At 75.6% G+C, this 21,263-nt stretch carries 19 protein-coding genes; 8 read left to right on the top strand and 11 right to left on the bottom strand.

The features are described 5' to 3' along the window. Positions 1 to 87: 87 nt before the first annotated feature. Both ACGF5G_RS31515 and ACGF5G_RS31510 read left to right on the top strand, forming a co-directional pair. Positions 88 to 1,719, top strand: coding sequence for a RecQ family ATP-dependent DNA helicase (locus ACGF5G_RS31515; RefSeq protein ID WP_393269542.1), 1,632 nt, complete (start codon positions 88 to 90; stop codon positions 1,717 to 1,719). Between the two features lie 66 nt (positions 1,720 to 1,785). Next, positions 1,786 to 2,289, top strand: a complete 504-nt coding sequence (locus tag ACGF5G_RS31510) for a hypothetical protein (RefSeq protein ID WP_393269539.1) — start codon at positions 1,786 to 1,788, stop codon at positions 2,287 to 2,289. A gap of 124 nt (positions 2,290 to 2,413) precedes the next feature. Here the strand turns inward: ACGF5G_RS31510 and ACGF5G_RS31505 are convergent, their stop codons facing one another. Next, positions 2,414 to 3,187, bottom strand: coding sequence for an ABC transporter permease (locus ACGF5G_RS31505; protein ID WP_393269537.1), 774 nt, complete (start codon positions 3,185 to 3,187; stop codon positions 2,414 to 2,416). Then, the gene (locus ACGF5G_RS31500; protein ID WP_393269534.1) at positions 3,180 to 4,148 is read right to left on the bottom strand and encodes an ATP-binding cassette domain-containing protein; all 969 of its coding nucleotides are present in this window, start codon (positions 4,146 to 4,148) and stop codon (positions 3,180 to 3,182) included. Before ACGF5G_RS31500 ends, ACGF5G_RS31505 begins: the two co-directional genes overlap by 8 nt. Positions 4,149 to 4,240: 92 nt before the next feature. Here ACGF5G_RS31500 and ACGF5G_RS31495 point away from each other — a divergent pair, with 92 nt between their 5' ends. Next, a complete protein-coding gene (locus ACGF5G_RS31495; protein WP_393269531.1) occupies positions 4,241 to 5,005 on the top strand; it encodes a TetR/AcrR family transcriptional regulator in 765 nt (254 codons plus the stop codon). A gap of 79 nt (positions 5,006 to 5,084) precedes the next feature. Further along, positions 5,085 to 6,119: a helix-turn-helix domain-containing protein gene (locus ACGF5G_RS31490; protein WP_393269528.1), complete on the top strand. Its 1,035-nt coding sequence runs from the start codon at positions 5,085 to 5,087 to the stop codon at positions 6,117 to 6,119. Positions 6,120 to 6,298: 179 nt separating this feature from the next. On the opposite strand, the gene ACGF5G_RS31485 is transcribed toward ACGF5G_RS31490, so the two are convergent. The 8 genes from ACGF5G_RS31485 to ACGF5G_RS31450 are packed head-to-tail and all read right to left on the bottom strand — an operon-like array spanning position 6,299 to position 15,100. Beyond that, positions 6,299 to 7,282: a DNA topoisomerase IB gene (locus ACGF5G_RS31485; protein WP_393269526.1), complete on the bottom strand. Its 984-nt coding sequence runs from the start codon at positions 7,280 to 7,282 to the stop codon at positions 6,299 to 6,301. Continuing rightward, the gene (locus tag ACGF5G_RS31480) at positions 7,266 to 8,219 is read right to left on the bottom strand and encodes a glycosyltransferase family 9 protein (protein WP_393269523.1); all 954 of its coding nucleotides are present in this window, start codon (positions 8,217 to 8,219) and stop codon (positions 7,266 to 7,268) included. Before ACGF5G_RS31480 ends, ACGF5G_RS31485 begins: the two co-directional genes overlap by 17 nt. Next, a complete protein-coding gene (locus tag ACGF5G_RS31475; protein ID WP_393269521.1) occupies positions 8,216 to 8,917 on the bottom strand; it encodes an SDR family oxidoreductase in 702 nt (233 codons plus the stop codon). Before ACGF5G_RS31475 ends, ACGF5G_RS31480 begins: the two co-directional genes overlap by 4 nt. Beyond that, a complete protein-coding gene (locus tag ACGF5G_RS31470) occupies positions 8,914 to 10,446 on the bottom strand; it encodes a PfkB family carbohydrate kinase (RefSeq protein ID WP_393269518.1) in 1,533 nt (510 codons plus the stop codon). Before ACGF5G_RS31470 ends, ACGF5G_RS31475 begins: the two co-directional genes overlap by 4 nt. A gap of 13 nt (positions 10,447 to 10,459) precedes the next feature. Further along, complete coding sequence (locus tag ACGF5G_RS31465) at positions 10,460 to 11,116, bottom strand: SIS domain-containing protein (RefSeq protein ID WP_350706306.1); 657 nt, start codon at positions 11,114 to 11,116, stop codon at positions 10,460 to 10,462. Then, positions 11,116 to 12,333 carry a glycosyltransferase gene (locus ACGF5G_RS31460; RefSeq protein WP_393269515.1) on the bottom strand — a complete coding sequence of 406 codons (1,218 nt, stop codon included), beginning with the start codon at positions 12,331 to 12,333 and terminating at the stop codon, positions 11,116 to 11,118. Before ACGF5G_RS31460 ends, ACGF5G_RS31465 begins: the two co-directional genes overlap by 1 nt. Next, positions 12,318 to 13,295 carry a glycosyltransferase gene (locus tag ACGF5G_RS31455; RefSeq protein ID WP_393269512.1) on the bottom strand — a complete coding sequence of 326 codons (978 nt, stop codon included), beginning with the start codon at positions 13,293 to 13,295 and terminating at the stop codon, positions 12,318 to 12,320. The genes ACGF5G_RS31460 and ACGF5G_RS31455 overlap by 16 nt, the downstream gene beginning before the upstream one ends. Then, the gene (locus tag ACGF5G_RS31450; protein WP_393269509.1) at positions 13,292 to 15,100 is read right to left on the bottom strand and encodes an HAD-IIIA family hydrolase; all 1,809 of its coding nucleotides are present in this window, start codon (positions 15,098 to 15,100) and stop codon (positions 13,292 to 13,294) included. Before ACGF5G_RS31450 ends, ACGF5G_RS31455 begins: the two co-directional genes overlap by 4 nt. 189 nt (positions 15,101 to 15,289) lie before the next feature. Between ACGF5G_RS31450 and ACGF5G_RS31445 the strand changes: the two genes are divergently transcribed. The 3 genes from ACGF5G_RS31445 (at position 15,290) to ACGF5G_RS31435 (ending at position 17,619) form a co-directional block, all read left to right on the top strand. Next, complete coding sequence (locus ACGF5G_RS31445) at positions 15,290 to 15,718, top strand: SRPBCC family protein (protein ID WP_393269507.1); 429 nt, start codon at positions 15,290 to 15,292, stop codon at positions 15,716 to 15,718. Further along, entirely contained in the window at positions 15,715 to 16,713 is a 999-nt protein-coding gene (locus ACGF5G_RS31440) for an SDR family oxidoreductase (RefSeq protein WP_393269504.1), read from the top strand. The genes ACGF5G_RS31445 and ACGF5G_RS31440 overlap by 4 nt, the downstream gene beginning before the upstream one ends. Positions 16,714 to 16,851: 138 nt before the next feature. Further along, positions 16,852 to 17,619, top strand: coding sequence for a polyprenol monophosphomannose synthase (locus ACGF5G_RS31435; protein ID WP_357697678.1), 768 nt, complete (start codon positions 16,852 to 16,854; stop codon positions 17,617 to 17,619). A 518-nt stretch (positions 17,620 to 18,137) separates the two neighbouring features. On the opposite strand, the gene ACGF5G_RS31430 is transcribed toward ACGF5G_RS31435, so the two are convergent. Next, positions 18,138 to 19,742, bottom strand: a complete 1,605-nt coding sequence (locus tag ACGF5G_RS31430) for a phytoene desaturase family protein (RefSeq protein ID WP_393269502.1) — start codon at positions 19,740 to 19,742, stop codon at positions 18,138 to 18,140. Positions 19,743 to 19,814: 72 nt separating this feature from the next. On the opposite strand from ACGF5G_RS31430, the gene ACGF5G_RS31425 reads away from it, so the two are divergent. After that, positions 19,815 to 21,248 (top strand): aldehyde dehydrogenase family protein, encoded by a 1,434-nt coding sequence (locus tag ACGF5G_RS31425; RefSeq protein WP_393269500.1) that lies wholly within the window; start codon positions 19,815 to 19,817, stop codon positions 21,246 to 21,248. Positions 21,249 to 21,263 lie beyond the last annotated feature (15 nt).

The following is a 21,263-nucleotide window of genomic DNA, read 5'->3' as shown; positions in this document are numbered from 1 at the left end:
CAACGGGGCCGGCCGTCGGGTGATCGTCCGCGCCACACCCCGGGCGGCGGTTTCGCCGCTGATCACGGCGGGTACCTCCGGCCCTCGATGAAACTGTCCACGCACTCGACGACCCTGCGCCGCGCGGCCAAGAGCCTCTTCGGCTGGACGGCGCTGCGGCCCCACCAACTGGCCGCCATGCGGGCGGTGATGAAGCGCCGCGACGCCCTGGTGGTGCTGCCCACCGGCGCCGGCAAGTCGGCGATCTACCAGATCCCGGCCAGCCTGATCCCCGGCCCGACCGTGGTGATCTCCCCGCTGCTCGCCCTCCAGCAGGACCAGATCGCGGCCCTCAACGAGCGGCAGCGGCCGGAACTGCGCGCGGTGCGGATCAGTTCCGCCGAGTCGCCCGCCCAGCAGGCCGAGGCGATCGCCGAGATCCGCGACGGACGGGCGGAGTTCCTCTTCATCACCCCGGAGCAGCTCGCCAACCCCGACCGGACGGCCGAGGTGAAGTCGCTGAGGCCGGCGCTGGTGGCGATCGACGAGGCGCACTGCATCTCCGCGTGGGGGCACGACTTCCGCCCGGACTACCTGGCGCTCGGTCACCTCGTCGAGGGCATCGGCCGGCCACCGGTGGTGGCGCTGACGGCAACCGCCTCCCCGCCCGTACGCGACGACATCGTCGCCCGGCTCCGGCTGCGCGAGCCCGAGGTGGTGGTCTCCGGGCTGGACCGGCCGAACCTGTTCCTCGAGGTCGCCCACTGCCCGACGGAGGACTACCGGTGGCGGCGGCTGCTCGCCCTGCTGCGCGACGACACCCGGCCCGGCATCATCTACGTGCCCACCCGGCGCTCCGCCGAGGAGCTGGCGGCCCGGCTCACCGACGCCGGGTTCCCGGCGCAGCACTACCACGGCGGCATGGCGGCCGGCGCCCGCGCCGAACTGCACGAGGCGTTCCTCGCCGACCAGGTGCCGATCATGGTGGCCACCTCGGCGTTCGGGATGGGCATCGACAAGCCCAACATCGCGTGGGTGGTCCACATGGCGCTGCCCGACTCGCCGGACAGCTACTTCCAGGAGATCGGGCGGGCCGGCCGGGACGGCGCGCCGGCGCGGGTGCTGCTGCTCTGGCAGGCCGAGGACGTCGGGTTGCAACGGTTCTTCAGCGGCGGGCTGCCGGACGAGACGGAACTGCGCGACCTGTCCGCGCTGCTGCACAAGCAGGCGCGCACCAAGAAGGAACTGCGCGAGGTCACCGGCCTGGGCCCGCGCAAGCTCGGCCAGTACCTCGCCCTGCTGGAGCAGGTCGGCGCGGCCGAGCCGCGGGCCAGGCAGCGCGTCGGCGCGCCCCGCTACTCCCCCACGCCCGTGGACGCCGCCGCGGCGGCCCTGGCCGAGGCGGAGCGGCAGCAGAGCGTGACCCGGTCGCGTACCGACATGATGCGGGCCTTCGCCGAGACCACCGCCTGCCGGGGGCAGACGCTGCTGGCCTACTTCGGCGAGCAGATGACCAGGGTCTGCGGGCACTGCGACAACTGCCACGCCGGCACCAGCACCGCCGACGACGGCGCGGTCGGGCCGTTCCCGGTGCACAGCCAGGTCCGGCACCCGGAGTGGGGCCCCGGCCTGGTGCTGAGCTACGAGGAGGGCCGGATGACGGTTCTCTTCGACGAGGTGGGGTACAAGACGCTGTCCGTCAGCGTGGTGTCCGAACAGGGCCTGCTGACCCTCGACTAGCCTGAGCCGGGCACCGCTGGCGGGGCCGTGGACGACGAGCGATTCAGTGCGGGAAGGGGCGTTGCCGTGATCGAGCAGCCGGCGTACACCGGGTTCGGTTTCTCCGACGAGGAATGGGGGCTGCTGGTCGGCCTGCCGCAGTCGGTGCTGACCGCGGCGAGCGCCGCCGAGTCCGACGGCACCAAGCGCACCATGGCGGAGAACGCGGCCGGGCTGGAGACCATCTCCGCCGGCCGGGAGTCGGCCAGCCCGCTGGTCGCCGCCGTCGCCGGGGAGGTCGTCTCCCGGGTGGGCGACCCCGAGGCCGGCGAGGAGCTGCCGGTCATCGCGCCGTCCGACCCGCGGGCCTACCTGGAGGACGTGCTGGGCCGGGCCAAGGAGGCGGCGGCGCTGCTGGCGGCCAAGGTGGACGAGGGCGAGGCCGGGGCGTACAAGCACTGGCTGGTGGACATCGCCGAGCAGGTGGTGGGCGCGGCGTCCAGCGGCGGCATCCTCGGCCTCGGCGGGGACGTAATCAGCGACTCGGAGCGGCGCTTCCGCGACCGGCTCTCCCAGGTGCTCAACGACTGACCCGTCGACGACGGCGGCATCGGACGAGGTCCGGTGCCGCCGCCGCCCGTTCCGGGTGGCCGCCGCCGCGCGTCCGGCGCGGGGCGGCCGGGCCGGGTCGGCGCACCGCCGGGTCCGCGCGCGCTCAGGCGACCCGGCGGCGGAACAGCACCACGCTCGCCAGCACGGCGACGAGCAGGATGCCGAGGCACCAGGCCACGGCCCGGGCCGGAGCCGTACCCGTCGGGGTGTCCAGCAGCAGGGCCCGCAGCGTCTCGATGACGGGGGTGACCGGCTGGTGGTCGGCGAAGCCGCGCAGCCAGCTCGGCATGGTCTCCACCGGCACGAACGCGCTGCTCGGGTAGGGCAGGAACATCACCAGGAAGGTGAAGCCGCCGGCCGCCTCCGGGGTGCGGGCCAGCAGGCCGAACGCGGCCGAGAGCCACGACACGGCGAGCAGGAAGAGCAGCAGCACCCCGACGGCGGCCAGCCAGCGCAGCGGCGCGACGGTCGGGCGGAAGCCGATGGCGACGGCGACGGCGAGCACCAGCACGGTGGAGACGGTGTTGCGGACGACGCTGGCCACGACGTGCCCGCCGAGGATCGCGGCGGCGCTGACGTCCATCGTGCGGAACCGCTCGATCACCCCTTCGGTCAGGTCGGTGGTCACGCTGACGGCCGTGCCCGCCGCCCCGAAGCCGGCGCAGAGCAGCAGCACGCCGGGGACGACGTAGGTGACGTACCGGGTGCCGGTGTCGATCGCGCCGCCGAACAGGTAGACGAAGAGCAGCATCAGGATCACGGGCAGCAGCAGCGAGGTCAGCAGCGCGTCGACGTTGCGCCGGGACAGCCGCAGGCAGCGCGCCGCCATCACCAGCGCCTCGCCGGCGCGGGAGGGCCGCAGGGTCAGCTCAGACACGGGCCACCTCCCGCGCGGCCGCCACCGGGTCGCCGGTGAGGGTGAGGAAGACGTCGTCCAGGGTGGCCTCGCGGACGGTGAACCGGGCGAGATCCTGCCGGTCCGGGTCCACCTCGTCGAGCAAATGCCGGACGTGTGGCGCGCCCCCGTCGGTCGCCACCGCCAACTCCAGCCGGGCCGGGTCGCGGTGCGTGACCCGGTCGCCGAGGCGGCGCTCCGCCGCGGCGAAGCTCGGCGCGTCGCGCAGCGTCAGCTCCAGGCGGTGGGCGCCGAAGCGGCGCTTGAGGTCGCCCGCGCTGCCCTCGGCGGCGAGCCGGCCGCCGTGCAGCACCGCGATCCGGTCCGCCAGCCGGTCGGCCTCCTCCAGGTACTGGGTGGTGAGCAGCACCGTCACCCCCGCCCCGGCCAGCTCGGCCACCACCTCCCACAGCCCCTGCCGGCTGCGCGGATCGAGGCCGGTGGTGGGCTCGTCGAGGAAGATCACGGACGGCTCGCCGACCAGGCTGGCCGCGAGGTCGAGGCGGCGGCGCATGCCGCCGGAGTAGGTCGCCACCCGCCGTCCGGCGGCGGCGACCAGGTCGAAGCGCTCCGTCAGGTCGGCGGCCCGTCGCCGGGCGGCGGCCGGGGAGAGCCCCGCCAGCCGGGCCATCATGTGCAGGTTCTCCGTGCCGGTCTGCTGGTCGTCGAGCGCCGCGTGCTGGCCGGCGAGGCTAATCGTCCGCCGCACCCGGCGCCGGTCGCGCACCACGTCGTGACCGTCCACCCGGGCCACGCCCCCGTCGGGGGTGGCGAGCGTGGCCAGGATCCGGACGGTCGTGGTCTTCCCGGCCCCGTTCGGGCCGAGCAGGGCGTACACGCTGCCCCGGGCGACCCGCATGGTCAGGCCGTCGAGCACGGCAACCCCGCCGTACGACTTGCGTAGGTCGATCGTCTCCACCGCCTCAGGTGCTGCTGCTCCCATCGCCCCTCACCCTCCGCATTCCGCGTATGACGTACGCTATTCTGCGTAGACCATACGCAGAGGCTAGGATGGCGGTCAAGCCGGATCGGGAGGTGAGTGTGAACGACGCCGACGTCGAGCTGCCCGAGAGCGTGGAGATCGCCTGGGGCCTGCGCGAACGCCCTGGGAAGGGCCCCAAGCGCAGCCTCAGCCTGGAGCAGGTGGTGGCCGCCGGCATCCGGGTGGCCGAAGCCGAGGGACTGCCGGCGGTGTCGATGAGCCGCGTCGCCGGCGAGCTGGGCGTGGGCACCATGTCGCTCTATCGTTACGTCTCCGCCAAGAGCGACCTGCTGGAGCTGATGGCCGACGCCGCGTACGGCGATCCGCCGCCGCCGCGCGGCGCGGACGAGGGGTGGCGGCCGGCGCTGGCCCGCTGGGCGCTGGGCAACGCGACAGCGATCCAACGCCACCCGTGGACCCGGCACGTCCCGGTCGGCGGCCCGCCGATGGGCCCCAACCAGGTGCGCTGGATGGAACAGGGGCTGGACACCCTGCGCGGTACCGGCCTGCGCGCCGCCGAGCGCCTCTCGACGATCCTGCTGGTCAGCGGGTACGCCCGGCACTGGGCCACCCTGACGGCGGACATCAGCGAGGCGGCGGCACGGACCAAGATCAGCCCGGACGAGGCCGGCGTACGCTACTGGCAGCAGCTCGCCCGGCTGACCCGGCACGGCCCGTACCCGGCAATCCGCGCGCTACTGGCCGACGGCGTCGCCGCCGACGACGACGAGGAGTTCGACGCGGAGTGGCAGTTCGGCCTCGACCGGGTGCTCGACGGCGTCGAGGTGCTGGTCAGCAGCCGCTCGACGGCGGACTGAACGCAAACCCTCCCTGGCCGCCGCCGGCCGCGTCGCCCACAATGGCCACCGGGCGGAGAGCGAGGGACGGGGGGCGGGGATGCTGCGGCGGACCACCATCGACACGGAGCAGGTTCCGGCAGCAGACCGCTTCGGGATGTGGCTGGACATGGTGGCCCGTACGGCGACGCCGCTGCGGATCCGGACGGAGCACGCGCACGACTTCGCCGCCCGAGCCGAGATCATCGAGCTCGGCCCGATCCAGGTGGTCAACTACCGGTACCCGTCGCTGGACTGCGTCCGGACGCCGAAGCTGGTGCGCCAGTCGGACCCGGAGGTCTACATGCTGGCGCTGACCGTCAACGGCGACGGCGTGGTCAGCCAGGCCGGCCGGAGCAGCATGCTGGGGCCCGACGAGTTCACCTTCTACCACGCCTCGCGCCCGCACGGCGTCCGGCACCTCGGCGACGACCGAGGTCAGGAGGCGGCCCGGTCAGTGGTGGCGCTCATCCCGCACGGCGCGCTGCCGCTGCCGCCGGACCGGCTGGCGCCCCTGCTCGGCGGCCGGATGTCGGGCACCGAGGGGATCGGCGCGCTGCTGGCGCAGTTCCTCGTCCAGGTCGCCAACCATCCCGAGCAGTACCATGCCGCCGACGCCGCCCGGCTCGGCACCGTCGCGCTGGACCTCGCGTCCACCATGCTCGGTCGGCACCTGGTGGCCGAGGACGCCGTGCCCACCGAGGTACGCCGGCGCGCGCTGGTCACCCAGGTCCAGGGCTACATCCAACGGCACCTGGGCGACGCGACGCTGAGCCCCCAGGTGGTGGCGGACGCCCACCACATCTCGCTGCGCAGCCTGCACCGGCTCTTCGAGGCCGAGGAGTCGACGGTCGCGTCGTACATCCGGGACCTGCGACTGGCGCGGTGCCGGCACGACCTGGCCGACCCGGGCCTGAGCAACCATCCGATCCAGGCGATCGCGGCACGCTGGGGATTTCCCGACAAGGCACACTTCAGCCGGATCTTCCGGGCGGCCCACGGCATGACGCCGCAGTCCTGGCGCGCCAGCCAGGCAGAGCCGGCACGCAAAGTCAACTCGACGGCATCCACGGTCAACCCGGTCGGGGCAGACTGACATCCGAGGCGGCCGATCCCCTCCCCGCCGACGGCGACAGCGGGGTCGGGCGTCAACGGGGGCCGCGGCGAGGCGCCCGCCGCCCATGGAGGCGGCGGGCGGCCGCCCGGTGACCACCCGGACTCGTCCTGGACCCCGGCCCCGTCGCCACTCTCCCCCAGGACCGACGGCGGGGCCGGTCAGGCCTCCTCCAGCAGCTCCAGGACTATCTGCTCGGCCTTCTCCCGGGGCGTCCGCCCGTCGACCGGGGCCACCACGCCGTCGTGGTAGAGGTCGACCACCCGCGGGTCGACGTACGACGTACGTGCCACGGTCGGGGTGTTGCCGAGCAGCTCCGCGACGTTCCGCATCACCCCCGCGACCGCCCTCCTCCGGGCGGTGACCGAACGCTGTGCCCCCGCCGTCGCCAGCGCGGTGGCGGCCAGCACGGTGGCGTGCCAGGTCCGGAAGTCCTTCGCGGTCATCTCCCCGCCGCTGGCGTCGCGCAGGTACTCGTTGACCTCGTCGCTGCGCACGTCGCGCCAGTCCCGGCCGTCCCAGTAGCCGAAGAGCCGGTCGGCCGCCCGCCGCCGGCGCCGCAGGTTGGTCAGCACCCGGCACAGCTCCGGGTCCTCGATCCGGCGCACCTGCTCGACGCCGCCCTTGGCGGGAAACTCGAACACCACGCAGCCGCCCCGGGACCGGGCGTGCTCCGGTCGCAGGGTCGACACCCCGAAGGTCGGGTCGTCGCCGGCCGCGTACTGGTCGCTGCCGACCCGGAACATGCCCATGTCCAGCAGCCGGGTGACCGTCGCCAGCACCCGGTCGCGGTTCAGCCCCCGGCCGGAGAGGTCCTGCCCGACCCGCTCGCGCAGCGCCGGCAGCCGGCGGGCCACCTCCAGCACGTGGTCGAACTTCGCCTCGTCCCGCTTCTGCCGCCACGTCGGGTGGTAGAGGTACTGCTTGCGTCCCGCCGCGTCCACGCCGGTGGCCTGGATGTGTCCGTTCGGGTGCGGGCAGATCCACACGTCCCGCCAGGCCGGCGGGATCACCAGCTCCCGCAGCCGGCCCAGCGCGTCCGGGTCGCGGACCGGCTCGCCGGCCGGGTCGAGGAAGAGCCACCCCGTGCCGCGCCGGCGACGCCCGAACCCGGGCCTGCCCGGATCACTACGCCGCAACCGCACCGGAAACCCGCACCGCCTGTTCCGCCTCGTCCACGGCGGCCACCACCTCGTCGACACCCACGGCCGCCAACGTCGGATGCGTTCCTACCCCGTCCCACCTCGGCCAGTCCCGTGCGCCGGCCCACAGCACCCGGTGCCGGGGGCGGTCCGGCGGCGGCCCCCACCGTGCCGGCGGGACCGGGCCGAAGAGCACCACGGAGGCGGTGCCGTAGCCGGTGGCCAGGTGCGCCACGCCGGTGTCCCCGCAGACCACCAGCCGGGCGTAGGCGACCACGGCCGCCAGCCCGGCCAGGCCCGTCCGGCCGGCCAGCACCGCCGTGCCGGGCAGCCCCGCGTCGTACGCGACCCGCTCGGCGAGCGCCCGCTCGTCGGCGCTGCCGGTCAGCACCACCCGGTGCCCCCGGCGGGTCAGCTCCCGGGCGAGCGCGGCGAACCGCTCCGCCGGCCAGCGCTTGGCCATGACCTTGGTGCCGGGGTGCAGCACGGTGGCCCCGGTCGGGGCGTCCCCCGTCGGCGGCCGGCGCAGCCCGAGGTCGGCCGGGTCCGCCGCCGTCCCGTACCAGCGCAACAGCCGGCACCAGCGGTGCACCTCGTGCTCGTCGTCGGCCCAGTCGGGACCGTCGTGGTGGCCCGCGGCGGGGTTGGCGAAGGCGAGCAGCCGGCCGGGCCGGGTGTCGGCGAGCACCCGGTGGGACTCGGGGCCGCGGCCGTGCAGGTTGACGGCGATGTGGGGCCTTCGCACGGTGGGGTCGAGGCGGCCGAGGCCGTCGGTGGGCACCAGCCGGTCGACGCCGCCGACGAGGCCGACCAGCGGGGCCAGCCAGGCGGGCGCGGCGAGGGCGAGTTCCTGGTCGGGGTGGGCGGTGCGCAGGGCGCGCAGGGCGGGGACGGCGGTGGCGAGATCGCCGACGCCGAGGGCGCGCAGGGCGAGGATCACGGGTAGGAGGTTTCCTGTTCGGCGCAGACGACCATCTCGCGGACGGCGCAGCCGGGCGGCTGGGTGAGGGCGAACATGACGGCGGCGGCGGTGTCGGCGGGGTCGTTGAGGTTGGCGTCGGGGCCGGGCCGGTACTGGGGGTCGCGGTCGTCGAAGAAGGCGGTGCGCATGCCGCCGGGGATGAGCAGGGTGACGTTGACGGTGCCGGCGAGTTCGGCGGCGAGGGCACGGGTGAAGCCGACGACGCCGAACTTGGCGGCGCAGTAGGCGGTGGCGTCGCTGACCGCCTTCACCCCCAACGTCGAGGCGACCGTGACGATGCTGCCCCGGGAGCTCTCCAGGAACGGCAGGGCGGCCCGGACGACGGCCGCCGTGGCGAGCAGGTCCACGGTCACGACGCGGTCCCAGGTCTCGCCGGGGAGGTCCGCCAGCCGGCCCGGCACGTCCACCCCCGCCGCGGTGACCACCGCGTCCAGCCCGCCGGAGCGCTCGGCGAGCTGCCGGGTGGCGGCCTCGGCGGCCCGGGTGTCGGCCAGGTCGCACTCCACCCACGGCACCCCGTCCGCCGGCGCGTGCCGGTCCAGCACCACGGGCCGGCCGCCGGCCCGGGCCACCGCCGCGACCACGGCGGCGCCCAGGCCACTCGACCCGCCGGTGACCAGCACGGTCTGCCCGGCCCCGGGCGGCGCGCCGCTCACCGGGTGCCCTCCGCCGTGCTCGGTCGCTGCGCCGACGCGCCCCCGGACCCGGGGCCGGGCGGCGGACAGGCCGGCGGCACGGTGTCGGTGAGCGGCGGCGCGTCGGCCGGACCGGCGGCGGGGCCGGCCGACCGGGCCGCGGCGATCAGCCCGGTGGTGGAGCGGCCGTCCAGGTACGGCACCACCACGGTGTGCCCGCCCCAGCGGCGCAGCACGTCCGCCTCCGGCAGGGCGGGCTCGCCGCCGTCGCCGGCGTAGTCGCCGCCCTTGACCCAGACGTCCGGCCGCAGCCAGGACAGGGCCGCGCGCGGGGTGGACTCGTCGAAGATCATCACCGCGTCGACGCAGCTCAGCGCCGCGAGCAACCGGGCCCGGTCGCCCTGCGGATTCACCGGCCGGTCGGGGCCCTTCAGCCCGGTCACGCTCGCGTCGGAGTTGAGGCAGACGACCAGGCAGTCGCCGAGCTGCCGGGCGGCCTGCAACGTCGCCACGTGGCCGGCGTGCAGCAGGTCGAAGCAGCCGCCGGTGGCGACCACCGTGCCGCCGGCCGCGCGTACCGCCGACACCACGGCGGCGGCCGCGGCCACGCCGACCCGCTCCCCACCGGGGCTGGACACCGCCGGCGGCAGCGGACGCGCCGGCGGCAGGGCCGTCGCCACTCCCCCGCCCGCCACGTACGCCGACGCCTCCGCGACCGCCTCCTGCACCGCCTCGGAGACCAGCGCGCCCCGCGCGAGGGCGAGGCTGGCAGTGGCGGCGAACCGGTCGCCGGCCCCGCAGGTGTCCCCCTCGGCGGTGGTCGGTGCGGAGACCACCAGCGGGGTCGAGCCGGCGTGGCAGAGCAGCGCGCCGTCCCCGCCGAGGGTCACCGCGACCGCGCCGGCCCGCCAACGCTGCCGCAGCGCCTGCGCGCCCCGGGACGCGGTCGCCAGCCGGGTCGCGCCGGGCGGGGACTTGACCAGTTCCCGCACCTCGGACTCGTTCGGGGTGGCCAGGTGCACCCCCGGCACCGCCGCCGGTCCCCGCGGGTGGGGGTCCCAGACCACCGGCGCCCGGGTCTCGGCGAGGGCCGCCCGCAGCGCGGGCTGCCGGGCCACCCCCCGACCGTAGTCGCTGACCAGCACGGCGGAGGCCCGGGCGATCACCCGCAGCACCGCGTCGGAGGGCTCGCCCGGCGTGCCGGCGGCGCCGCCCCGGTCGTGGCGCAGCAGTACCCGGCCCCGGGCGCGCAGCCGGATCTTCTCCGGTGTGCCGCCGCCCAGGCCGAGGGCGTACACCTGCACCCCGGCGGCGTCGAGCAGCGAACTCAGCCGGGCCCCGCCGGCGTCGTCCGCCAACGCGGTCACCAGCACCACCTCCGCGCCCTGAGCGGCGGCGAAGACCGCCGCCAGTCCGGCGCCGCCGGGCCGGTCGACGTGGGCGGTCTCGTCCAGCACCGGCACCGGCGAGTCCGGACAGAGCCGGTTCACCACCCCCTCGACGTCGCGGTCCAGCAGGGTGTCGCCGACCACCACCACGGGTCCCGTCACGCTTCCCTCCTCATCACGCGTCGACCTGCTGACCTGCCCCACCGTCGAGCACCACCTCGACCCCGGTCCGCACGGGCGCCCCCGGCCCGGCGAGCGCCGTCGGCAGCGCCTGCTCCACGTACTCGCAGAGCAGGTGGCTGGTGACGAGGTGGAGTTCCTGGACGACCTGGCTGTCGGGTGAGGGGACGGCGAGGGTGTCGTGGCAGAGGTCGGCGAGGGGGTTGGGGGCGGGTCCGGTGAGAGCCCAGCAGCGCAGGCCGGTGTCGCGGCCGGCCTGGGCTGCGGCGAGGAGGTTGGTGCTGGTGCCGCTGGTGGACAGCAGCAGGAGGATGTCGTCCGCGCGCCCGTGGGCGCGCACCTGGCGGGCGAAGACCTCGTCGTAGCCGTAGTCGTTGCCGATGGCGGTGAGGGCGGAGGTCTCGGCGTGCAGGGCGATGGCGGACAGCGGTCGGCGGTCGTCGCGGAGTTTGCCGACGAGTTCGGCGGTGAGGTGTTGGGCCTCGGCGGCACTGCCGCCGTTGCCGGCCACCAGCAGCCGGCCGCCGTCGACCAGCCGACGCGCCAGGGTCTCCCCCCACCCGGCCAGCAGCTCCTCGTACTGCCGGAAGGGCAGCAGCGCCGCGGCCAGGTTCGCGAGGTGCGCGTCGAGCGGCGTCGGGGCCGCCGCCATCAGGCCACCACCCGGGTGGGCCGGCGCACCGCCGCCACGTCGCCGTAGACCTCGACCAGCCGCTCGGCGGTGGCCGCCCACGAGTACCGCCGCCGGGCCCGTTCCCGCGCCGCGGCCGCGTACGCGAAACGGCGGATCCGGTCGTCGAGCAGCCGCTGGATCGCGGTGCCCAGCGCGTGCGGGTCCCGGGCCGGGACCAGGTCGCCGGTGACGCCCTCGACCACGGTGTCCTTGATGCCGCCCACGGCGGTGCCCACCACCGGCACCCCGCACGCCATCGCCTCCAGCGGGGTGAGCCCGAACGGCTCGTACCAGGGGGCGGCCACCAGGACGTCCGCCGAGCGGTACCAGCGCCCCATCTCCTCCCTCGGCACCGCGCCGACCAGCTTCACCCGGTCGGCCACCCCGCAGGTGCCGGCGAGGGCGCGCAGCCGGCGGGCGTACGGGTCGGTCTCCAACAGGCCGGCGGGCGGACCGCCGACCACCACGCACTCGGCCCCGGGGACGTACGCCATCGCCCGGACCACGGTCTGGAAGCCCTTCCGCTCGACCAGCCGGCCGACGGTGAGGATCCGCGCCCGGCCGTCCTCCTTGTCGGCGGTCGGGCCGAGCGGGGCGAACGTGCCCAGGTTGACCCCGGACGGGACGACGGTCATCCGGGACCGGGGCACGCCCATCCGGACCAGCTCGCCCACCTCGTCCTGGCACTGCGCGATCACCCGGTCGACCGAGCGGCCCAGCTCCCGCTCGTAGCCGATGCGGCGGGCGGGGCTGGTGTCCTGCACGCCCTGGTGCCGCCGCTTCACCACGCCCAGGGCGTGGTACGTCTGCACCACCGGCACCCCGGTCTGCCGGCTGGCGGCCAGCGCGGCGAGGCCGCTCATCCAGAAGTGCGCGTGGATCACCTCGGGCATCCAGTCCCCGCCGCGCCACCGGTCGACCAGCCACCGGCTGAACTCCTTCATGTGCGGCAGCAGCGCGTCCTTGGCGACCGGCTCGGCCGGCCCCGCCGGGACGTGCACGACGTCGTAGCCGTCGGCGCTGCGTACCGTCACGGGCAGGTCCACCGCGTCGCGGCGCGTGTAGACCCGCACGTCGTGTCCGGCGGCCGCGAGCGCGGCGGAGAGCTCGGCGACATGCGTGTTCTGACCGCCGGCGTCCTCGCCGCCCAGGATGGCGAGCGGGCTGGCGTGCTCCGAGATCATCGCGATGCGCATACTTCCTCCTCCAGCAGCCGGTCCCAGTCGGCGAGGAAACGGTCGAGGCCGTAGCGCTCCCGGGCGGCGGCGCGGGCCACGGCCCCCGCCCGGCGCGCCTCCGCCGGCTCCTCGACGAACCGGCGGGCGGCGTCCAGCAGCGTGTCGACCCGGGTGGACAGGGCTCCGGCGCCGGGCGGCACCGCCGTCACCGCCTCGGTGGCGGCCAGCGCGACGACCGGCATCCCGATCGACATCGCCTCGATCAGGCTCAGCCCGAGGGACGTCCACCGGCACAGGTGCAGGTACGCCCGCCGCCGCCCCAGCTCGGCGTGCATCCGGTGCTGGGGCACGTCGTCGTGGCTGGCCAGCCGGTCGGCCGGCAGACCCAGGTGGTCGGCCAGCCCGGCGACCCGCATCCCGAAGACGTCGAGCGGGGCGATCTCGGCGAACCGGGGCAGCAGGTCGGTGCCGGTGACCCGCCAGCGGCGTACCGGCTCGTTGATCACCACCGCCAGCCGCTCCAGCTCGCCGGTGTACTCGACGGTGGGCGGGACGATGCCGTGGTCGACCACGGTGGTGCGGGTGGCGCCGGTGTCCCAGAACAGCTCGTTGAATGCGGTGACGTGGGCGATGAGCAGGTCGTCCCGGTCGGCCATGGGGTGGCGGCTGTGGGGGACGTCGCCGTCCTTGGGGGTGTTGTGCTCGACGTAGACGGCGGGGATGTCCTGGCCGGGGCGACGGCCCAGCCACTCGGTGGCGAGGTCGAGTTCCTCGGGGCGTTGGAGGATGACGAGGTCCACGTCGGCCGTGCGCAGGTGGTCGGGGGTGACCTCGACGGCCGTGTCCGGCCAGGGGTAGGTGCGGGCGCGGCCGAGGCCGTAGGGGCCCCGGTCGGGGGTGACCGGCACGAGGTAGCGGTGCTTGCCGTGCACGAACGAGGTGGTCCAGGAGCCGTGCACGTGCCACAGCAGGACGTTCATCGGCCGCTCCCGCCGGTGCTGGCCGCCGCCGGCACGCGGCCTCCCGCGCCGCCCCCGTCGCGCGCCGGCAGGGCCGCCGGGGCCACCCCGAGCAGCCGCAGCGCGTCGAGCACCTGCCCGGCCCCGACGCCGCTGAGGCAGGGATGCCCGGGCACGGGACACCGGGCGGCCCGGGTGTCCCGGCAGGGGGCCTCGGCGTCGCCGAGCCGTACGGCCGGCACCCGCCACGGCCCCCACTGTCCGAACGGGACGGTCGGGGCGAAGAGGCTGACCACCGGGACGCCGTGGGCGGCGGCGAGGTGGGCGGGGCCGGTGTTGCCCACCACCACCGCGCCGGCCCGGGCGACGGTGGCGGCCAGCTCGGCGAGCCCGGTCCGCCCGCCGAGGTCGACGGCGTCGTCGCCGGCCACCTGGGCGGTCAGCTCCCGCTCGCCGGGACCGCCGGTGACCACCACCCGGTAACCGGCGCCGGTCAGGGTGCGGGCGATCCGGGCGGCCAGCTCCGGCGGGCAGCCCCGGGCCTGCGCCGCCGAGCCGGGGTGCAGCACCACGTAGCCCGGTTCGCCGGCCTCGGGCGGGGGCTGCGGCGCCGGGCGCAGGCGCAGGGCCGGTTCGTCGTGGTGGGCGAGGGTGTAGCCGGCGGCGGCGGCGAGGGAGAGGGCACGCTCGGGTTCGGGTACGCCGGCCGGGACGCGGTGGCGCACGTCGAGCAGGGCGCCGGGGTAGTCGTCGCTGATCGCGCTGATCCGGCCGACCCCGGCCAGCCGGAGCAGCAGGGCCAGGGGCAGGGCGGACTGGTGGAAGCTGGTGAAGATGACCGCCTCGTCGGCGCCGACGGCGGCCAGCCGATCCGTCAATGTCGCCATGTCGGCCGGGTCGACCGGCTCCGGGGTGGGGTCGATCCAGGGCAGCGGGTGTTCGACGATCTCGTCGATGCCGGGCAGCAGTTCCGCGGCGGCCCGCCCCCGGGGCCCGCACAGCATCACCACCCGGCCGGCGGTGGCGGCGACGGCGCGGATGCCGGGGCCGGTGACCAGCACGTCCCCCGCGGAGTCCGACCGCACCACCAGCACCGTCCCGCCCCGCTCCCGCCGGCCGACCGGCGGACCGGTGCCGGTCCCGGTCCACCGGGAAGGTCGAGTGCCGGCCCGGCCGGGGTTGGCCGGGTCGAGGGCCGGCTGGCCGTAGGTGGCCGGGTCGAGAGCCGTCTGGCGGCGCAGGATCTCCGCCACCGCCGCCGGCAGGTCCGCCGCGACCTGCGGGGCGGCAGCCACCTCGTGGGGTCGGGTCACCGGCGTGGGCACGAGGATCCCCGCCGCCCCCGCCGCCAACGCCGCCGTCATGTCCCGGCCGATGTCACCCACCAGCACACACCGCGACGGCACCGTGCCCAACTCCCGGGCCGCGGCGTGCACCAGCCCCGGCGCCGGCTTGCGGCACCCACACCCGTCACCGTCGTCATGCGGGCACACCAACCACGCGTCGAACCGCCCCAGCAGTTCCTCGACCCGGGCGTGCACCGCCCGCATCTGCGCCTCGCCGAAACAGCCCCGCGCCAGACCCGACTGGTTCGTCACCACCGCCAGCTTCAGGCCGGCGGCCCGCAACCGGTCCAACGCCGCCCGCGCCCCCGGCATCGGCCGCACCTTCTGCGGGTCACCGTTGTACGGCACGTCCTCCACCAACGTGCCGTCCCGGTCCAGCAGCACCGCGTCGAACAGGACGGGGCCGGACGCGGCCCGGTCAGCGCCGGCACAAACCCGGGCTGACCTGCGCTGATCCGGCTCCACCTGGTCCTGTCGCACAGCCGGCGGGTTCCCGGCGCCCAGGGGAGTAAACGTCATCTTCAACGCGCCGCCGCGTCATCCGGGCCGGCGGCGTCGACACGCCGGCCCCGGGGTGGCGTTACCCGTCGCCCCGGAGAAGCTAACCCGCGGGCGCTGTTAGGCCGGGCCGCGTCAGGGTATGGGGACGCAGTGGCGATTGTGGAGAAAGTGATCGAAGCTCGCCCGGAGCAGGTCTGGGCGGTGCTGGCCGACGGGTGGACCTACAGCGACTGGGTCGTCGGCACGGTGCACGTCCGGGACGTGGACGACGCCTGGCCCCGGGTGGGCACCCAGCTGCACCACAAGGCCGGGCCGTGGCCGCTCTCCCTCCAGGACTCCTCCACGGTGCTCGCCTGCGAGCCGCCGGGCCGGCTCGTGATCCGCGCCGGGCTCTGGCCGGCGGGTGAGGCGACCGTGGTCTTCACCCTCGAACCGGTCGGCGACGGCGCGACCCGGGTACGCATCGGCGAGGACTTCGCCGCCGGCCCGCTGCGCTGGCTACGCAACAAGATCAACGACCTCGTGCTGCACCAGCGCAACAGGGAGACGCTGACCCGGCTGACGGACATCGCCAAGCGGCAGAAGGCGGACGGATGACGCAGACCGTGGTGGTGACCGGGGCGAGTGCCGGCGTGGGACGCGCCGTCGCCCGCCGGTACGCCGAGCGCGGCGCCCGGCTCGCGCTGCTCGCCAGGGGCGAGGCCGGCCTGGCCGCCGCCGAGCGGGACTGCCGGGAACTGGGCGCCTCCGAGGTGCACGCCTACCGGGTCGACGTGGCCGACGCCGGCGCGGTGCAGCGGGCCGCCGACGACGTGGCGCGCCGGTTCGGCGGGATCGACGTGTGGGTGAACAACGCGATGGTCTCGGTCCTCGCCCCGGCCTGGGAGATCCCCGCTCCGGAGTTCCGCCGGGTCACCGAGGTCAACTACCTCGGCACCGTGCACGGCACCCTCGCGGCGCTGCGCCACATGCGGGCGCGCGGACGGGGCGCGATCGTGCAGGTCGGCTCGGCGCTGGCCTACCGGGGGATCCCGCTGCAGTCGGCGTACTGCGCGAGCAAGCACGCCATCCAGGGCTTCAACGACTCGCTGCGGGCGGAACTGCTGCACGACTGCCCGGGCGTGAGGCTGTCGATGGTGCAGCTCCCGGCGGTCAACACCCCGCAGTTCTCCTGGGTGCGCACGCGGCTGCCCCGGCATCCGCAGCCGGTGCCCCCGATCTTCGCGCCCGAGGTGGCCGCGAAGGCGATCGTCTGGGCGGCCGACCACGGGCCGCGCGAGCTGAACGTGGGCGGGCCGACCTGGCGGGCCCGGCTCGGCGACATCCTGGCGCCCGGCCTGCTGGACCGGAAGCTCGCCCGTGACGGCTACGACAGCCAGCAGACCGGGACGCCCGTCGACCCGGCCACCTGGCGGGACAACCTGGACCGCCCCGGCGACGACGAGCGGGACCGCGGCGTGGAGGGCGTCTTCACGGACCGGGCCCGCACCCGCTCGGCCGCCCTCTGGGTCGGTACGCACAAGCCGGCCGTCTCCGTCGCCCTCGCCGGCCTGGCCCTGGCCGTCACCGCCCTCACCCGCCGCCTCCGCTGATCCACGGAGCACCGCTCAGGCCCGTCCTCGCTCCCACCAGGGGGCGGATGACCGGCGGAACGGGGTGCCTTTTCGACCCGGATGTGGCAACTGGCTACGCTCTCAGGGAGTCCTGTCCGCCGACCGAGGATGTCCGACATGATCGAACCCGTGCAGTTGCCCGCGCCCTGGCGGGACGCACGCCTGACCGTCGTGGTTCCCACCTACAACGAGGCGGGCAACCTCCCGGTGCTGGTCGAGCGGCTCCTGGCCCTGCCGCTGCCGGGCCTGAAGATCCTCGTCGCCGACGACAACTCCCCTGACGGCACGGGCGAGGTGGCGGACAAGCTGGCCATCGAGCACCCCGACCGGATCGAGGTCGTGCACCGCGCCGGCAAGGAGGGCCTGGGCCGGGCGTACGTGGACGGGATCGGGCGCGCGCTGGACGGCGGCGCGGAGTACGTGGCGCAGATGGACGCCGACCTGTCGCACCCGCCGGAGGCGCTGCCGGGCATGCTCGGCGCGCTGCTCTCCACCCAGGCGGGCGTGGTCATCGGCTCCCGGTACGTGCCCGGCGGCGAACTCGACGAGAACTGGCCGCTCTACCGGCGGGCGCTCAGCGGCTGGGCCAACCTCTACGTGCACACCCTGCTACGGGTCCGGATCCGCGACCTCACCGCCGGCTTCAAGATCTGGCGGGCGGACGCGCTGCGCGACATCGGCCTGGAGCGCGTGCAGTCCAACGGCTACAGCTTCCAGGTGGAGATGCACTACCTGGCCACCAAGCTGGGGCACACCATCCTGGAGGTGCCGATCCGCTTCGAGGAGCGGCGCGACGGCGCATCCAAGATGACCACCGCCACCAAGATCGAGAGCGCGCTGATGCCGTTCAAGCTGCGCACCAAGCACCGCAACGTCGAACGCTGAGACACCGGGAACGGCCGGGCGCCGGGCGCGGAACCGTCCCGCGCCGACGGCGCGGGACGCGGGGCGACCGGCGCCGCCTCGGCGCGGCGCGCGGTTCGGCGCGGCGCGCCGAACCGTGCCGCCGAGCGCCGTCCACTCGCCCATCGCCGTCACGGATTGTCACGTCACGCTCCGTGACAATTGCTCCCGAGTCGCTGGACTACCGGTTTGGCGCTTTGCTCTGCACCCATCCACGCACCACCACCTTGACCTGCCCTGATCCGGCAGCGGTCCGGGAAGCCCCGGTCGAGTGGTGTTACCGACGGTTGCCGGTGCGTATCCGGGTGCAGAGCAAAGGCGAATTGTAGGTGGTCCGGGAGACGCACGGGCCGTCACTCTTGGTAGGCCCGAGCGCACGAACCGCCGTGCCACCGCCGGGCCCCGTTGCCGCCGACGGGGCAGCAGAGCCAGCAGCCAGCAGCCAGCAGCGGCATCTTCGACGAACTGGTGACGGCAGCGTGGGTCAGCCGCCGGTCCCGTCAGCGGTAGATCGCGCGGTGCGCCGCGTCGATCGTGGCGGCGTACACCGCACCGGTGAGGGCGCGGTCGCGGGCCAGGGCGGCGCGGGCGGCGTTCGCGCCGGGGGCGCCGTGCACCCCGCCGCCCGGATGCGCCGACGCACTCGCCAGGAACAACCGGTCCACCGGGGTGTCCGCGCGGCCGAGGCCGGGGATCGGGCGCAGGAAGAGCTGCTGGTACGCGGCGGAGGTGCCGCCGCCGACCGCCCCGCCGACCAGGTTCGGGTCGCCTGCCTCCAGGTCGGCCGGCCCGGCCACGTGCCGTCCCACGATCAGGCTGCGGAAACCGGGCGCGGCCTCCTCCAGCACCCGCTCCATCCGGTCGACGTGGTCGGTTATCTCCTCGGCCCGCCAGTGCCGGCGGAACGGCAGGTGCGTGTACGACCAGAGCGACTCGGTGCCCGGCGGCGAGTGGCTGGGGTCGGCCACCGACATCTGTCCGACCAGCAGGAACGGGTCGCGCGGGACCTCCGAGCGGGCCAGTGTGGCCGCGTAGCCGGTCAGCCCGTTCAGGTCCGCCCCGAGGTGCACGGTGCCGGCGGTGGCCACCGCGCGGTTGGTCCACGGCACGGGCGCGGACAGTGCCCAGTCCACCTTCAGCGTCGAGCCGTCCCACCGGAAGTGCGCCAGGTCCTCCACCAGCCGGGGCGGCAGCGCCGCCGCACCGACCAGGTCCAGGTAGAGCGCGGGGGCGGGGACGTCGGCGAGCACGGCCCGGCGGGCCCGCCACAGGGCGCCACCGACGGTGCGCACGCCCATCGCCCGGCCCCGGGCGGTCAGCACCCGGTCGACCCGGGCGCCGTAGAGGATCCGGCCGCCGCGCTCGGTCAGCCGGGCCACCAGCGCATCGGTGATCTTCTGCGCGCCGCCTTCGGGCACCGGCCAGCCGACCTGCTGGCCGAGCATGGCGAGCAGCCAGCCGTACACGCCCGAGCCGGCCTCCTCCGGCGACAGGTCGGTGTGCAGGGCACAACCGGCCAGCAGCGCGGGGCCCCCTTCCCCGTCGAAGAGCTCGTCACCGAGCTTGCGGACCGGCACCACCAGCCGCCGGGCCAGCCGCAGCGCGCCGGAGACCCGCAGCCGGCGCAGCAGGGCCAGGCCGCCGCGCACCGGCGGGAACGGCCTGGTGATGGTGTCCAGCATCGGCTCGGCGACCTGCCGCCAGTCGTCGTACGCCTGCAGCCAGCGCTTGCCGTCGCCGGGCGCGAACGCCTCGAGCGAGGCCGCGGTGGCCTCCGGGTCGCGGTTGAGCACGGCCGCCCGGCCGTCGGGCAGCAGGTGCGCCAGCACGTCCGGCGAGTGCCGCCAGCGCAGGCCGTACCGGTCGAGCTCCAGCCCGCGCAGCACGGGCGAGGCGTAGCCGAGGGGGTAGAAGGAGCTGTAGAGGTCGCTGAGGTAGCCGGGGGCGGTCACCTCCGCGGAGCGCACCGCCCCGCCGGGCGCGGCGGTGGCCTCCAGCACCAGGACGTCCCAGCCGGCGTCCGCCAGCAGGTTGGCGGCGACCAGACCGTTGTGACCGGCTCCGACGACGACGGCGTCCGCGCTCTCCGTGCCGGGCGAACTCATCCGGTCCGCCTACCCTGGCGGCAACCGGGCGAAACGCGTTTGCCTCGTCGGGGCACGGGGATCCACCGCCGCATGTACACGGTTGCGCAGCTCATAGGTGGAGTGTGGGGCGCGGGCGGCGAGGGGGGCGAACTGGTCGTACGCGATCCGGCCGACGGCTCCCCGGTCAGCTCCGTGCCGGTGGCGACGGCGGACGAGGTCGGCAAGGCGGTGGAGGCGGCGCGCGGCGTCGCGGCGGAGTGGGCGGCGACCGCCCCCGCCGAGCGCGTGGCGGCCCTGCACCGGGCGGCGGACGCGGTGGCGGCGGTCGCCGACGAGCTGGCCCGCGCGACGACGGCCGAGATGGGCAAGCCCCTCGCGGACGCGCGGGGCGGCGTGGAGGCGGGCATCGGCACGCTGCGACAGTACGCGGAGCTCGCCCCGGTGCGCGGCGGGCGGACCCTGCACGGCGACACGCACGCCCTCGACTTCATGGTGCCGCAGCCGCGCGGGGTGGTCGCCGCGATCACCCCGTGGAACGACCCGGTGGCGGTCTCGTGCGGGCTGCTCGGCGCCGCCCTGGTCACCGGCAACGTGGTGCTCTACAAGCCGAGCGAGCGCGCCCCGGCGACCGGCTGGCTGCTGGCGAAGGCGCTGGACTCCGCGCTGCCGCCCGGGGTGCTGTCGCTGCTGACCGGCGGCCCGGAGGTCGGGGCGGCGCTGGCCGCGCAGGAGGTCGACGTGGTCGCGCACGTCGGCTCCACCGCCACCGGGCGCGCCATCGCGGCGGCGGCGGCGCGGACCGGCGCCAAGGTGGTGTTGGAGAACGGCGGCAGCGACCCGCTGGTCGTGGACGGCGACGTCGACCCGGTGTGGGCGGCCGGGCAGGCGGCGACGGGCGCGTTCGCCAACGCGGGGCAGCTCTGCGTGGCGGTGGAACGGATCTACGCGCACCGGGACGTCGCCGAGGACCTCACGGGGTCCCTCGTGGAGCGGGCGCAGCGGCTGCGGGTCGGCCCGGGCGCGGACCCGGCGACCGAGCTGGGGCCGCTGGTGGACCGGCGGCACCGCGACCACGTGCACGGGCAGGTGACCGCGGCGGTGGCGGAGGGGGCCCGGATCCGCACCGGCGGGACGCTGCCCGAGGGCCCGGGGGCGTTCTACCCGGCGACGGTGGTCACCGACTGCCGGCACGACATGACGCTGGTGCGCGAGGAGACGTTCGGGCCGGTCGCCGCGATCGTCGTGGTCGACTCGTTCTCCGAGGCGCTGCGGTGCGCCGCCGACTCCCCGTACGGGCTGTCCGCCACCGTGCTGACCGGGTCGATGAGCCACGCCCAGCGCGCCTGGCGGGAGTTGCCGGTGGGCACCGTGAAGATCAACGCGGTGTTCGGCGGGGCGCCGGGCGGTGCCGCGCATCCGCGCCGGGGCAGCGGCCACGGCTTCGGGTACGGCCCGGAACTGCTGGACGAGTTCACCGCCACCAAGGCGGTGCACATCGAGGCGCCCGGCGGCGGCCACTGGTGAGCACTCGCACGCAGG

Origin of the sequence: Micromonospora sp. NPDC047730, assembly GCF_043204765.1 — a bacterium.
Lineage (GTDB): Bacteria > Actinomycetota > Actinomycetes > Mycobacteriales > Micromonosporaceae > Micromonospora.
This window is presented reverse-complemented; position numbering and strand designations above follow the sequence as displayed.

Coding starts and splice junctions, on each gene's coding strand:
- ACGF5G_RS31490 (WP_393269528.1), top strand. CDS start 5,085: ATGCTGCGGCGGACCACCATCGACACGGAGCAGGTTCCGGCAGCAGAC.
- ACGF5G_RS31500 (WP_393269534.1), bottom strand. CDS start 4,148: ATGGGAGCAGCAGCACCTGAGGCGGTGGAGACGATCGACCTACGCAAG.
- ACGF5G_RS31455 (WP_393269512.1), bottom strand. CDS start 13,295: ATGAACGTCCTGCTGTGGCACGTGCACGGCTCCTGGACCACCTCGTTC.
- ACGF5G_RS31435 (WP_357697678.1), top strand. CDS start 16,852: ATGATCGAACCCGTGCAGTTGCCCGCGCCCTGGCGGGACGCACGCCTG.
- ACGF5G_RS31460 (WP_393269515.1), bottom strand. CDS start 12,333: ATGCGCATCGCGATGATCTCGGAGCACGCCAGCCCGCTCGCCATCCTG.
- ACGF5G_RS31425 (WP_393269500.1), top strand. CDS start 19,815: ATGTACACGGTTGCGCAGCTCATAGGTGGAGTGTGGGGCGCGGGCGGC.
- ACGF5G_RS31430 (WP_393269502.1), bottom strand. CDS start 19,742: ATGAGTTCGCCCGGCACGGAGAGCGCGGACGCCGTCGTCGTCGGAGCC.
- ACGF5G_RS31465 (WP_350706306.1), bottom strand. CDS start 11,116: ATGGCGGCGGCCCCGACGCCGCTCGACGCGCACCTCGCGAACCTGGCC.
- ACGF5G_RS31515 (WP_393269542.1), top strand. CDS start 88: ATGAAACTGTCCACGCACTCGACGACCCTGCGCCGCGCGGCCAAGAGC.
- ACGF5G_RS31440 (WP_393269504.1), top strand. CDS start 15,715: ATGACGCAGACCGTGGTGGTGACCGGGGCGAGTGCCGGCGTGGGACGC.